At 66.9% G+C, this 12,985-nt stretch carries 10 protein-coding genes; 8 read left to right on the forward strand and 2 right to left on the reverse strand.

The features are described from left to right. Positions 1 to 28: 28 nt before the first annotated feature. From ACTJJX_RS05610 to ACTJJX_RS05625, 4 genes are all read left to right on the forward strand, one after another. Entirely contained in the window at positions 29 to 631 is a 603-nt protein-coding gene (locus tag ACTJJX_RS05610) for an outer membrane protein (protein WP_003082431.1), read from the forward strand. Positions 632 to 710: 79 nt separating this feature from the next. Further along, on the forward strand, positions 711 to 1,388 hold the full coding sequence (phoP, locus tag ACTJJX_RS05615; protein WP_016851876.1) for a two-component system response regulator PhoP: 678 nt from the start codon (positions 711 to 713) through the stop codon (positions 1,386 to 1,388). Then, the gene (phoQ, locus tag ACTJJX_RS05620; RefSeq protein WP_003082438.1) at positions 1,385 to 2,731 is read left to right on the forward strand and encodes a two-component system sensor histidine kinase PhoQ; all 1,347 of its coding nucleotides are present in this window, start codon (positions 1,385 to 1,387) and stop codon (positions 2,729 to 2,731) included. Before phoP ends, phoQ begins: the two co-directional genes overlap by 4 nt. A gap of 101 nt (positions 2,732 to 2,832) precedes the next feature. Beyond that, on the forward strand, positions 2,833 to 6,195 hold the full coding sequence (locus ACTJJX_RS05625) for a diguanylate cyclase (RefSeq protein ID WP_003086577.1): 3,363 nt from the start codon (positions 2,833 to 2,835) through the stop codon (positions 6,193 to 6,195). Between the two features lie 3 nt (positions 6,196 to 6,198). On the opposite strand, the gene ACTJJX_RS05630 is transcribed toward ACTJJX_RS05625, so the two are convergent. Then, positions 6,199 to 7,200 carry an AraC family transcriptional regulator gene (locus ACTJJX_RS05630; protein ID WP_003133812.1) on the reverse strand — a complete coding sequence of 334 codons (1,002 nt, stop codon included), beginning with the start codon at positions 7,198 to 7,200 and terminating at the stop codon, positions 6,199 to 6,201. A gap of 334 nt (positions 7,201 to 7,534) precedes the next feature. Between ACTJJX_RS05630 and dctA the strand changes: the two genes are divergently transcribed. Further along, a complete protein-coding gene (dctA, locus tag ACTJJX_RS05635) occupies positions 7,535 to 8,845 on the forward strand; it encodes a C4-dicarboxylate transporter DctC (protein ID WP_003082442.1) in 1,311 nt (436 codons plus the stop codon). A gap of 74 nt (positions 8,846 to 8,919) precedes the next feature. Here dctA and ACTJJX_RS05640 read toward each other — a convergent pair whose 3' ends face one another. Continuing rightward, complete coding sequence (locus ACTJJX_RS05640) at positions 8,920 to 9,810, reverse strand: LysR substrate-binding domain-containing protein (RefSeq protein ID WP_003082443.1); 891 nt, start codon at positions 9,808 to 9,810, stop codon at positions 8,920 to 8,922. Positions 9,811 to 10,011: 201 nt separating this feature from the next. Between ACTJJX_RS05640 and ACTJJX_RS05645 the strand changes: the two genes are divergently transcribed. The 3 genes from ACTJJX_RS05645 (at position 10,012) to ACTJJX_RS05655 (ending at position 12,898) form a co-directional block, all read left to right on the forward strand. Beyond that, complete coding sequence (locus ACTJJX_RS05645; protein ID WP_003112463.1) at positions 10,012 to 10,641, forward strand: glutathione S-transferase family protein; 630 nt, start codon at positions 10,012 to 10,014, stop codon at positions 10,639 to 10,641. After that, positions 10,638 to 11,657: an LLM class oxidoreductase gene (locus ACTJJX_RS05650; protein ID WP_003145421.1), complete on the forward strand. Its 1,020-nt coding sequence runs from the start codon at positions 10,638 to 10,640 to the stop codon at positions 11,655 to 11,657. Before ACTJJX_RS05645 ends, ACTJJX_RS05650 begins: the two co-directional genes overlap by 4 nt. A 101-nt stretch (positions 11,658 to 11,758) precedes the next feature. Beyond that, entirely contained in the window at positions 11,759 to 12,898 is a 1,140-nt protein-coding gene (locus ACTJJX_RS05655) for an acyl-CoA dehydrogenase family protein (protein WP_003082447.1), read from the forward strand. Positions 12,899 to 12,985 lie beyond the last annotated feature (87 nt).

A 12,985-nucleotide genomic window follows, 5' to 3' on the forward strand; every position in this document is an offset into this window, starting at 1 on the left:
CACGACTCTCGCAGAACGGAGAAAGACCATGAAAGCACTCAAGACTCTCTTCATCGCCACCGCCCTGCTGGGTTCCGCCGCCGGCGTCCAGGCCGCCGACAACTTCGTCGGCCTGACCTGGGGCGAGACCAGCAACAACATCCAGAAATCCAAGTCGCTGAACCGCAACCTGAACAGCCCGAACCTCGACAAGGTGATCGACAACACCGGCACCTGGGGCATCCGCGCCGGCCAGCAGTTCGAGCAGGGCCGCTACTACGCGACCTACGAGAACATCTCCGACACCAGCAGCGGCAACAAGCTGCGCCAGCAGAACCTGCTCGGCAGCTACGACGCCTTCCTGCCGATCGGCGACAACAACACCAAGCTGTTCGGCGGTGCCACCCTCGGCCTGGTCAAGCTGGAACAGGACGGCAAGGGCTTCAAGCGCGACAGCGATGTCGGCTACGCTGCCGGGCTGCAGGCCGGTATCCTGCAGGAGCTGAGCAAGAATGCCTCGATCGAAGGCGGCTATCGTTACCTGCGCACCAACGCCAGCACCGAGATGACCCCGCATGGCGGCAACAAGCTGGGCTCCCTGGACCTGCACAGCAGCTCGCAATTCTACCTGGGCGCCAACTACAAGTTCTAAATGACCGCGCAGCGCCCGCGAGGGCATGCTTCGATGGCCGGGCCGGAAGGTCCGGCCGCATCTCATCCGGAGGAACCTCATGAAACTGCTGGTAGTGGAAGACGAGGCGCTGTTGCGCCACCACCTCTATACCCGCCTGGGTGAACAGGGGCACGTGGTGGACGCGGTACAGGATGCCGAGGAAGCCCTCTACCGGGTCAGCGAATACCACCACGACCTGGCGGTGATCGACCTCGGCCTGCCGGGCATGAGCGGCCTGGACCTGATCCGCGAGCTGCGTTCGCAGGGCAAGTCCTTCCCGATCCTGATCCTCACCGCCCGCGGCAACTGGCAGGACAAGGTCGAAGGCCTGGCCGCCGGGGCCGACGACTACGTGGTCAAGCCGTTCCAGTTCGAGGAACTGGAAGCGCGCCTGAACGCGTTGCTGCGACGCTCCTCGGGGTTCGTCCAGTCGACCATCGAGGCCGGCCCCCTGGTCCTCGACCTGAACCGCAAGCAGGCGCTGGTCGAGGAGCAACCGGTGGCGCTGACCGCCTACGAATACCGCATCCTCGAATACCTCATGCGGCATCACCAGCAGGTGGTGGCCAAGGAACGCCTGATGGAACAGCTCTACCCCGACGACGAGGAGCGCGACGCCAACGTCATCGAGGTGCTGGTCGGCCGCCTGCGGCGCAAGCTGGAGGCCTGCGGCGGCTTCAAGCCGATCGATACGGTGCGCGGCCAGGGCTACCTGTTCACCGAGCGCTGCCGGTGATCCGTTCCCTGCGCATCCGTCTGATGCTCGGCGCCGCCGCCCTGGCGGTGCTGTTCATGCTGGCGCTGCTGCCGGCCCTGCAGCGGGCCTTCGGCATCGCCCTGGAGAACACCATCGAGCAGCGCCTGGCCGCCGACGTGGCGACCCTGGTCTCGGCGGCGCGGGTGGAGAAGGGCCGCCTGGTGATGCCCGAGCACCTGCCGGTGGAGGAGTTCAACCTGCCGGAGGCCAAGGTCCTCGGCTATATCTACGACCAGAATGGCGATCTGCTCTGGCGCTCCACCTCGGCGGCCGACGAGTCGATCAACTACACGCCGCGCTACGACGGCCGCGGCAACGAATTCCACACCACCCGCGATGCGAAGGGCGAGGAGTTCTTCGTGTTCGACGTCGAGATCGACCTGCTGCGCGGCAAGCAGGCGGCCTACAGCATCGTCACCATGCAATCGGTCAGCGAGTTCGAGAGCCTGCTCAAGGGGTTCCGCGAGCAGCTCTACCTGTGGCTCGGCGGCGCCCTGCTGGTCTTGCTCGGGCTGCTCTGGCTGGGTCTGACCTGGGGCTTCCGGGCGATGCGCGGGTTGAGTTCCGAGCTGGACCAGATCGAATCCGGCGAGCGCGAGAGCCTGAGCGAGGAGCATCCGCGCGAGCTGCTGCGCCTGACCCACTCGCTGAACCGCCTGTTGCGCAGCGAGCACAAGCAGCGCGAGCGCTACCGCCACTCCCTCGGCGACCTGGCGCACAGTCTGAAGACGCCGCTGGCGGTCTTGCAGGGGGTCGGCGACCAGCTCGCCGAGGAGCCCGGCAACCGCGAGCAGGTGCGGGTGCTACAGGGCCAGATCGAGCGCATGAGCCAGCAGATAGGCTATCAGTTGCAGCGCGCCAGCCTGCGCAAGAGCGGCCTGGTACGCCATCGCGAGCAACTGGCGCCGCTGGTGGAGACCCTGTGCGACGCGCTGGACAAGGTCTATCGCGACAAGCGGGTAAGCCTGCAGCGGGACTTCTCGCCGTCCTTCAGCGTGCCGGTGGAGCGCGGCGCGCTGCTGGAACTGCTCGGCAACCTGCTGGAGAACGCCTATCGCCTGTGCCTGGGCCGGGTCCGCGTGGGCGCCCGGCTGGGGCCGGGTTACTCGGAGCTGTGGGTCGAGGACGACGGTCCCGGAGTGCCTGCCGAACAGCGCGCACGAATCATCCGCCGCGGCGAGCGCGCCGATACCCAGCACCCGGGGCAGGGCATCGGCCTGGCCGTGGCGCTGGACATCATCGAGAGCTACGACGGCGAACTGAGCCTGGACGATTCCGAGCTGGGCGGCGCCTGCTTCCGCATACGTTTCGCTACAGTCTGAGACTTGGCGGCCGTTACCTACGTCTGAGGTGTTTCCGCGCTACGCTGAAGTCTGTTCGGCTGGCGCAGTTCCTTTGACGCAGGTACCGGGGATTCGAGCGGATGTTCAGTGGCAAAACCGACGACAGGGGCTTGTGGGCGGGCATCCAGGCCGGTGTGCTGTTCTTTCTCGCCGCCCTGGCCTGCATCTACCTGTCGCGCCAGCCCGCCACCATCGCTGCGATCTGGCTGCCCAACGCGATCCTCACCGCCGCCCTGCTGCGCGCGCCGCTGCGCCAGTGGCCGGCGATCCTGCTCTGCTCCGCCGTGGCCAACCTGGCGGCCAACCGCCTGTATGGCGACAGCCTGTGGATGAGCGCGGCGTTCCTGCCGGCCAACCTGAGCGAAGCGATCTTCGCCGCGATGCTGTTACGCATCAACCGGGTGCGCGAGGACTTCGAATTCAACCTGCATTCGGCGGTTCGCGTGCTCTGGGCCGGCGCGCTGATTCCGCCCTTGCTCGGCGCCTCGGTGGGCGCGGTGCTGGTCAGCGTCTTCGGCATGGGGCGTTTCCCGGAAATGTGGGCGCGCTGGTACGTGGGCGATGCGATGGGCATGCTCGCGCTGCTGCCGTTATGCATGGCCAGCAACCTGGCGGCCTGGCGTCACGCTCTGTCGGGGCGGGCGGGAGTGGACAACGCGATGCTCCTGCTGGTGACCCTGGTGATCAGCTTCGTGGCCCTGACGCGCCTGCCCTACGCCTTCATCTACGTGCTCCTGCCGCTGCTGGTGGCCGCCGCCAGCACCAGCGTGTTCGGTACCGCGCTGATCGGTTGCCTGAACACCTGTTTCATCGCCGTGCTGATCGCCCTCGGCGTGTTCGTCCCCGAGTCGTCCCAGCAACGTTTCGGCGAGCCGCTGCTGTACCTGCCGATGGCCTTGACCCTCATTCCCGCCTTCCTGGTCTCGGTGATCATGGAGCGCAGCCGCCGCGAGCAGCATCAGGTGGCCATCGGCGAGGCGCAGTTCCGCGGCGCCATGGAATTCTCGGCGATCGGCATGGCCCTGGTGTCGCTGGAGGGGCGGCTGTTCAAGGTCAACGAGGCGCTGTGCCGGATGCTCGGCTATTCCGCCGAACGCCTGGGCGAGCTGTCGTTCCAGGAGATCACCTATGTGGACGACCTGGAACTGGACCTCGACCTGGTGCGCGACCTGCTCGCCGGGCGTATCAACTCCTACCAGATGGAGAAGCGCTACCTGCGCCAGGACGGCGAAACCTTCTGGGCGCGCATCAGCGTGTCGCTGGTGCGCGATGAGGAGGGAGTCGCCCAGTACTTCGTCACCCAGGTGGAGGATATCGACAGTCGCAAGCGTGCCGAGCTGGAGCGCGAGCGTCTCGCCGAACGGATCAAGCTGGCCACCGACGCCGGGCAGATCGGCATCTGGGAGTGGGACCTGGCGCGCAACCGCCTGCACTGGGATTTCCGCATGTTCGACCTGTACGGCATCCGCAGCGGTCCCGGGGAGACCACGGTGGAGCAGTGGAAGGCGAGCCTGCATGCCGAGGATCACGACCGCGTGCTGCGCGAGCTGGAGCGCGCCGTCAGCGGGTTGCAGAAATTCGACTGCGAGTTCCGTATCGTCCGCCCCAACCGCGAGGTTCGCCACCTGCGGGCGATCGCCACGCTGACTCGCGACGAGGACAATCGGCCGGTGCGGATGATCGGCATCAACAGCGACATCACCGAGATCCGCACCCTGGCGGAAACCCTGCACGAGGAAAAGGAACGCCTGCAGGTGACCCTGTATTCCATCGGCGATGCCGTGTTGACCACCGACGCCGGCGGCCGCGTGACCTTCATGAACCCGGTGGCCGAGGCGATGACCGGCTGGACCTTGCAGGACGCCATCGGCGCGCCCCACGAACTGGTCTTCAACGTGCTCGACAGCGACACCGGCGAGGCCTTGGAAAGCCCGGTGCGACGCTGCCTGCAGAACACCCGGGTGTTCTACCTGGAGGACGGCGCCACGCTGATCAGCCGCAAGGGCGAGCAGCACGATATCCAGAATTGCGCGGCGCCGGTGCGCACCCGCGATGGCGAGATCATCGGCACCGTGCTGGTGTTCCAGAACGTCACCAAGGCCCGGGCGATGCAGCGCGAGCTGAGCTATCACGCCTCCCACGATGCCCTCACCGGGCTGTTCAACCGCACCAAGTTCGAGGAGGAGCTGCAACGCGCCCTGGCCAACGCCCAGGAGCGGGCGACCCAGCATGCGCTGTGCTTCATCGACCTCGACCGCTTCAAGGTGGTCAACGATTCCGCCGGGCACGCGGCGGGCGACATGCTGCTGCGCGAGCTGAGCCGGATTCTCGCCGACCGCACCCGCGCCTCCGACACCCTGGCGCGGCTGGGCGGCGATGAGTTCGGCCTGCTGCTGTTCGATTGCGACCTGGCGGAGGCGGAGCAGGTGGCGAGCAAGCTCATCGAGCAGATCTGCTCGGTGCGCTTCCCCTGGGAAGGGCGGCTCTACGACGTGGGCGCGAGCATCGGTATCACCGCCCTTACCGCCACCTCGCGCAGCACCAGCGAACTGATGAGCCAGGCCGACGTGGCCTGCTACGCGGCCAAGCATGCCGGGCGCAACCGGGTTTCGGTGTACCAGTTCGGCCATGAGGAAGTGGAGCGCCAGCACCGTGACATACTCCTCGCCAGCGGGCTGCGCGAGGCCCTGGAGAACGACCGCTTCCAGTTGCAGGCGCAGGAGATCGTCCCGGTCGGCCCCCGCCGCGACGGGGACCGGCACTACGAGCTGCTGCTGCGACTGTACGATCCGGATGGCCAGATGACTCCGCCGGGCGCCTTCATCCCGGCCGCCGAGCGCTTCAACCTGATGGCCAGCATCGACCGCTGGGTGATCAACGAGGCGCTGATCAACTTCGGCGCGCGGATCGCCGCGGTGGAGGGCCTGAGCATCGGCATCAACCTGTCCGGCAACTCGCTCAACGACCCGCTGTTCCTGCCTTACCTGCTGGATCGCATCGAACACTCGCCGCTGAGGCCGGAGCGCCTGTACTTCGAGCTGACCGAGACGGCGTTGATGAACCAGTTGTCGGTGGCTTCGCGGATCGTCGCCAAGCTGCGCGACCTCGGCTGCAAGGTGGCGCTGGACGACTTCGGCTCCGGCCTGAGTTCCTTCAATTACCTGAAGAATTTTGTCGTCGACGTGATCAAGATCGACGGCAGCTTCGTCCGCAACCTTGACAAGAGCCCGGTGGACCAGGCCATCGTCGACTCCATCAACCAGATCGCCCACCGCCTGGGCGCGGTGACCGTGGCCGAGTTCGTCGAGAGCCGGGAAATCCTCGATCACCTGGCGCGCCTCGGGGTGGATTTCGCCCAAGGCTACGCGGTCGGGCGGCCGCAGCCGTTCGCCACGGTGCTCGACCAACTGCGCAGCGGGCTTCGTCGCCAGGAGCTGGGCTGAGCTTCAGGCTTCCGCCTGGTGCCGGTACGCGCCGGGGGTGAGGCCGGTCCACTTCTTGAACGCGCGATGGAAGGCCGAGGGCTCGGAAAAGCCGAGCTGCTCGGCGATGTCCTGGATCGATAGCTCGTCCCGACCCAGGTGGTAGATCGCCAGGTCGCGGCGCAGGTGGTCCTTGAGTTGCTGGAAGCTGCCGCCTTCCTCGCGCAGGTGGCGTCGCAGGGTCTGCGAACTCATGTGCAACTGGCGGGCGACCTGGTCGAGGTCCGGCCAGCGCCGGCAGTCGCGGCCGAGCAGGCGGCGGATCTGGCTGGTCAGGCTGTCGCCGCCGTCCGGGCGCGCCAGCAGGTCGGCGGGAGAGTGCTGGAGGAACTGCTTGAGGGTGCGTTCGTCCTGCAGCAGCGGCATGCCCAGGTAGCGGGCGGCGAACAGCAGGCTGGTGCAGCCGGCGGAAAACCGCCGGGGGCAGGGAAACAGCAGGTCGTACTCGGCCTGGTGGTCCGGCGCCGGGTAGCTGAAGGTGGCTTCCTCCAGGCGGATGCGCTGGCCGATCAGCCAACTGGCGAGGCGGTGCCAGATCACCAGCAGGCTTTCGGCGAGAAAGTGATCCGGGTCCGACAGGTGGCGTTCCTCGAGGCTCAGGCGCACCAGGTCGCCTTCGCGCCGCAGGTGGATCAGCGGCGCCTGGGGGAACAGGCCGTAGAACAGTTCGCCGCGCTGCAGGGCCTTTTCCAGGGTCCGGCAATGAATCAGGGTGTGGCACATCATGGCGAAGGTGCCGCGCTTGCTGCGGACTTCGCCGAAGCCCATGTATTCGTCGTCCAGCACTTCCCAGAGCAACTGCATCAGGCGGGTGAACTGCTCCGGCGCGATGCGTGCCCGCGGTTCGTCCAGCAGGGCCGGCTGGATGCCGGCGCGACGCAGCAGGGCGGGGCCGTCCAGGCCTTGGCGCGTGGCCCCGCGCAACGCGGCGCGGACGAAATGGCTGGCGATGGTGCGCTCACGCATGGCGGCGTCCTTGTTGTTGGAACGGCGATGGTAGGGCGCCACCCGGAAGACGACAAGGGTGGTGGCGGACTCCCGCCATGCTCGCGCGGCACAGCCGGCCCGCCGGGCGGTAATCCGCCACGCTTAGCCCGCTATGCAATTTTCATTTTTTATTTAACTTGTTGATATATAAGGATTTACTTAGAGAAAGAGCATCCTGGCACAGCCTCTGCAATGCCTGGGCAAGGTTCCGCCGCGGCGGTTCACGACAAAAAATCTCCCCAGCAAGGGGGGTAACGCTACCGGTGAGCGCGTTCCAGGGAACTGGCGAAGCGCCCCCGTGAGGACTCTGCCCATGACCAAACAACCCTTCTACAAGAGCCTGTACGTGCAGGTTCTGGTCGCCATCGCCATCGGTATCGCGCTCGGCCACTGGTACCCGGAAACGGCGGTGGCGATGAAGCCGTTCGGCGACGGCTTCGTCAAGCTGATCAAGATGGCCATCGCGCCGATCATCTTCTGCACCGTGGTCACCGGCATCGCCGGCATGCAGAGCATGAAGTCGGTCGGCAAGACCGGCGGCATGGCGCTGCTGTACTTCGAGGTCGTCTCCACCGTGGCCCTGATCATCGGCCTGGTAGTGGTCAACGTGGTCCAGCCGGGCGCCGGCATGCACGTCGACCCGAACACCCTCGACACCAGCAAGATCGCTGCCTACGCCGCTGCCGGCGAGAAGCAGAGCACTGTCGACTTCCTGATGAACGTGATCCCCGGCACCGTGGTCGGCGCGTTCGCCAACGGCGACATCCTCCAGGTCCTGTTCTTCTCCGTGCTCTTCGGCTACGCCCTGCATCGCCTGGGCAGCTACGGCAAGCCGGTGTTCGAGTTCATCGAGCGCGTCTCCCACGTGATGTTCAACATCATCAACGTGATCATGAAGGTCGCCCCGATCGGCGCGTTCGGCGCCATGGCCTTCACCATCGGCGCCTACGGCGTGGGTTCGCTGGTGCAGCTCGGCCAACTGATGCTGTGCTTCTACATCACCTGCATCCTGTTCGTGCTCATCGTCCTCGGCGGCATCGCCCGCGCCCACGGCTTCAGCATCCTGCGCTTCATCAGGTACATCCGCGAGGAACTGCTGATCGTGCTGGGCACCTCGTCTTCCGAGTCGGCCCTGCCGCGGATGATCGACAAGATGGAGAAGCTCGGCTGCAACAAGTCGGTGGTCGGCCTGGTGATTCCCACCGGTTACTCCTTCAACCTCGACGGCACCTCGATCTACCTGACCATGGCCGCGGTGTTCATCGCCCAGGCCACCGATACACCGATGGACATCACCCACCAGATCACCCTGCTGCTGGTGCTGCTGATCGCTTCCAAGGGCGCCGCCGGCGTCACCGGCAGCGGCTTCATCGTGCTCGCCGCGACCCTTTCCGCCGTCGGCCACCTGCCGGTCGCCGGCCTGGCGCTGATCCTCGGCATCGACCGCTTCATGTCCGAAGCCCGCGCGCTGACCAACCTGGTCGGCAACGGCGTGGCCACGGTAGTGGTTTCCAAGTGGTGCAAGCAGCTCGACGAGGGCACTTTGCAGCGCGAACTGGCCGGCGAGGGCAACGCTTCGTCGCCTGCCAGCGATATTCCGGTGGGCGGCCGCGAAGCGGTCTAAGCTCAAACCTGTTCGGCAGGGGGAAGTGAAGAGCTCCCTGCCGCCCTTCGAACCCGCCCTCGTGGCGGGTTTTTTTATGCCTCGGCGGCGGCCTGCTCGCGCAGCCAGGCGAGGAACAGCGAGAGGGGCGCTCGTTGCGCCGCTCCTGGCAGGCTCACCGCGTAATAGGCGAAGCGGCTCGGCCAGGGCCGCTCAAGGGCGACCGCCAAGCGGCCGCTGACGATCTCGGCGCGGGCATGGATCTCCCGTACCAGCGCGATACCCTGGCCGGCCTCGGCGGCGCGAACCAGCAGCAGGTCGTCGGCGAAAGCCGGACCTCTCTCGCTGCGCGGGTCGTCCTCCACCCCCATCGCCCGCAGCCACAGGCGCCAGTCATTGCGCTCCGACTCCTGCAACAGTGGGTAGGCCAGGCAATCGATCGCTTCGCGGATCTCAGGACCTTCCGCCAGCAGGCGCGGGCTGGCCACCGGGATCAGCGGCGGGGCCATCAGTGCCTGCACGTCGAGTCCGGGGTAGTCGCCGAGCCCGTGGCGGATGGCGACGTCGATTCGTTCCCGGCGCAGGTCGGCGAGCAGTGCCGTAGCCTCCACGCGGACTTCCACCTGCGGGTGCGACGCGCTGAATTGACCGAGGCGCGGCACCAGCCAGGTGGCGGCGAAGGAGGGCTCGGTGCTGACCGTGAGGGTCTGGCGGGCATTGATCGCCTCCAGCTGGGCAAGGCTCGCGGTGATCTGCTCGAAGGCCTGGCGGAGGCCGGGATAGACCTGCTCGCCCTCCGGCGTCAGGCGCATGCCATGGCTGAAGCGCTGGAACAGGACGACGCCGGTGCGCGCCTGCAGAGCCCTGAGCTGCTGGCTTACCGCGCCGGGAGTGACGCCCATGGCCGCGGCCGCGCGGGTGAGATTGCCATGGCGGGCGGTTTCGACGAAAGCGCGTAGCGCGAGAAGCGGGAGGACGGCACCCATGAATTCAGTTTTTCTATAAACAGGTTGTAGAAAGGATCGTTTTTCATCCGCCGGCCTGGGCTTCAGCATGTGTGGCGAAACGAGAGACTTTAGCCTAGCTGCTTTCTTCGGTGTGCGGGAAGCGGCCGAGGCGGTTTCCCCGGTCGGCGCCGCCCCCATCGCCCAGGCGCCGGATAGTCCAGCGCTGCAAGGATACTTGCCATGCCTTCCCTCCAGCTCTACAGCGACAGTTCACCCAACGGATTCAAGATCACCATCGCCCTCGAGGAACTGGGGCTGCCCTACGCACTGCACCACGTTCGCATCGACCATGGCGAGCAACGCCGCCCGGAATTCCTGCGCCTGAATCCACATGGCCGGATACCGGTGCTGGTAGACCGGGCCGCCGGCATCACCCTGTTCGAGTCGGCGGCGATCCTGCAGTACCTGGCGGAGACCAGCGGGCGGTTGCTTCCCGACGCCCCCCGGGAACGCTGGGAGGCCCTGACCTGGCTGACTTTCCATGCTTCCAGCATGGGGCCCATCCTCGGCCAGCGCGTGCATTTCGAGATCTTCGCCGAAGAGCGGTACCCGCCGGCCATCGAACGCTATCGGCGGCTCTCCGAGGAGGTTTTCGCCACCCTCGACCAGCGCCTGGCCGGACGGCCCTGGCTGGCCGGTGAGCAATACTCCATCGCCGATATCGCCACCTTCGGCTGGACCCATACGGCGCGGATCGTCGACTTCGACTTCAGCCATTATCGCCACCTGGACGACTGGCACCGGCGCATGGCCCTGCGGCCTGCGGTGCAGCGCGGGATCCTCCTGCCGGAACCGGCGGTGGGTCCATGAGCGCCCTGCTGCAAGGCGCCTCGGCGCCGGCCTTCGTCGGGCACCCTGGCTATCGGCGCATGTTCGCCGCAGACGCGCTGACCCTGGGCCTGTTCCTGCCGTTGCGTTTCTACCAGGGCGACATGCGGGTGCTGCTGGGCCAGGCGCGGCTGGTCGAAGAAATCGATCGACTGGGATTCGCCGCCGTCTGGGTACGCGACGTACCGCTGTTCGACCCACGCTTCGGCGATGCCGGACAAGTGTTCGACCCGTTCACCTACCTTGGCTATCTGGCCGCGCGGACCCGCCGTATCGCCCTGGCCACCGGCAGCGCGGTGCTTGCCCTGCGCCAACCGGTCGACCTGGCCAAGGCCGCGGCGAGCGTCGACCGGTTGTCCGGCGGACGCCTGGTGCTGGGCCTCGCCTCCGGCGACCGGCCGGTGGAGTTCCCCGCCTACGGGTTGGAGCATGCGCAGCGCGGCGAGCGGTTCGCCCAGGGCCTGGACTACCTGCGCCAACTGCTGCACGGCTGCCGGCACGTCGCCTCGCCGCTCGGTACGCTGGACGACGCCGAACTGTTGCCGCGTCCGCCGGCCGGCGCCATCCCGCTGGTCGTCACCGGCTCCGCGCGGCAGCCGGCGGACTGGCTGGCACGCCAGGCGGATGGCTGGCTGACCTATCCGGAGTCGACTGTCGATGCGTCCGGACCACGTCGCCTGGCCCGGAAGATCCGCGCCTGGAGGATGTCCATCGCGGACGGCGGGTTCCGCCCGCACATGACCAACGAATGGCTGGACCTGGTGGACGACCCGGCGTATCCGCGTACGCCGTTGCACGGCGGCTACGTCCTGCGCACCGGGCGCAACGGCCTGATCGAGCTGCTCGGCGAATGGCGCGCGGCGGGCGTCAACCATGCCGCCCTGGGCATCCAGTTCTCCGCCAGGCCGGCAGCGGAAGTCATCCAGGAACTGGCCGAGGAGGTGCTGCCGTTGTTCCCGTCCCACCCGGGCGTGCAGCCGGCGAGCATGGACTGGTAGCTGACCGATTCGGTCAACCGAGCCTGAGCGCTCGCGTCATTGAGGGCGCCGGCTGGCGCCGCCTACCCTGCGGAACCACTGACCGCAGGGAGTCCCCGTACATGCAACGGCAGATCTTCGAGACCGAACACAACCTGTTCCGCGATGCCTTCCGCGCCTTTCTCGACAAAGAGGTGGTGCCGCACCAGGACGCCTGGGAAGAGGCCGGGGTGGTCGACCGCGCTGTCTGGAGGAAGGCGGGGGAGATGGGCTTCCTGCTGCCCTGGGCGGACGAGGAGTACGGTGGCGCCGGGCTCAAGGACTTCCGCTACGAGCAGATCATGTGCGAGGAGCTGGCGCGGATCAACGAACCGGGCTTCATGATCCCGCTGCACTCGGCGTTGTGCGGGCCGTACATCGCCGAATACGGTAGCGCCGAGCAGAAGGCCCGCCTGTTGCCGGGGATCGTCCGTGGCGAGACCATCCTCGCCGTGGCCATGACCGAGCCGTCCGCCGGCTCCGACCTGGCCGGCATGCGCAGCACCGCGGTGGACAAGGGTGACCACTGGCTGCTCAACGGCTCCAAGGTGTTCATCTCCAACGGCCTGCTGGCCGACCTGGTGATCGTCGCGGCGAAGACCGATCCGGCGAACAAGCACGCCATGGGCCTGTTCCTGGTGGAGCGCGGCATGCAAGGCTTCGAGCGCGGGCGCAACCTGAAGAAGCTCGGCATGAAGAGCCAGGACACCGCCGAGCTGTTCTTCAACAATGTGCGGGTGCCGAAGGAAAACCTGCTGGGCGACGCCAAGGGCGGCTTCTTCTACCTGATGAACATGCTCGCCCAGGAGCGCCTGACCAACGCCTGCGGCGCGGTGGCCGGGGCCGAGGCGGCGTTGCAGGCGACCATCGACTACGTGAAGGAGCGCCAGGCCTTCGGCCGGCCGGTGGCGCACTTCCAGAACACCCGCTTCAAGCTCGCCGAAATGCGTACCCAGATCGACGTGGCGCAGGTCTTCACCGACCGCTGCGTGATGGACCACAACCAGAAGAAGCTGTCCCCCGAGGTCGCCGCCGAAGCCAAGCTGTTCACCACCGAGCTGCTGGGCAAGGTGGTCGACGAAGGCGTGCAACTGCATGGCGGCTGGGGCTACATGTGGGAGTATCCGATCTGCAGGATGTACGCCAACGCCCGCATCCAGCGGATCTTCGCCGGTACCTCGGAGATCATGAAAGAGATCATCAGCCGCGGCATGAAGCTCTGACGCCACGGCCATGTCGCGCCGCGCGGCGGGTGGATAGGCTGCTCGGCAGGCGATCCCGACCAATGCCCGGCGACCCAGAGGAGGGAG

It is taken from the genome of Pseudomonas sp. 22490, from assembly GCF_052044465.1.
Classification (GTDB): domain Bacteria; phylum Pseudomonadota; class Gammaproteobacteria; order Pseudomonadales; family Pseudomonadaceae; genus Pseudomonas; species Pseudomonas aeruginosa.

Excerpts from the sequence above, each read along its gene's own strand:
- ACTJJX_RS05610 (WP_003082431.1), top strand. The coding sequence starts at position 29 with ATGAAAGCACTCAAGACTCTCTTCATCGCCACCGCCCTGCTGGGTTCC.
- phoP (WP_016851876.1), top strand. The coding sequence starts at position 711 with ATGAAACTGCTGGTAGTGGAAGACGAGGCGCTGTTGCGCCACCACCTC.
- ACTJJX_RS05625 (WP_003086577.1), top strand. The coding sequence starts at position 2,833 with ATGTTCAGTGGCAAAACCGACGACAGGGGCTTGTGGGCGGGCATCCAG.
- ACTJJX_RS05630 (WP_003133812.1), bottom strand. The coding sequence starts at position 7,200 with ATGCGTGAGCGCACCATCGCCAGCCATTTCGTCCGCGCCGCGTTGCGC.
- dctA (WP_003082442.1), top strand. The coding sequence starts at position 7,535 with ATGACCAAACAACCCTTCTACAAGAGCCTGTACGTGCAGGTTCTGGTC.
- ACTJJX_RS05640 (WP_003082443.1), bottom strand. The coding sequence starts at position 9,810 with ATGGGTGCCGTCCTCCCGCTTCTCGCGCTACGCGCTTTCGTCGAAACC.
- ACTJJX_RS05645 (WP_003112463.1), top strand. The coding sequence starts at position 10,012 with ATGCCTTCCCTCCAGCTCTACAGCGACAGTTCACCCAACGGATTCAAG.
- ACTJJX_RS05650 (WP_003145421.1), top strand. The coding sequence starts at position 10,638 with ATGAGCGCCCTGCTGCAAGGCGCCTCGGCGCCGGCCTTCGTCGGGCAC.
- ACTJJX_RS05655 (WP_003082447.1), top strand. The coding sequence starts at position 11,759 with ATGCAACGGCAGATCTTCGAGACCGAACACAACCTGTTCCGCGATGCC.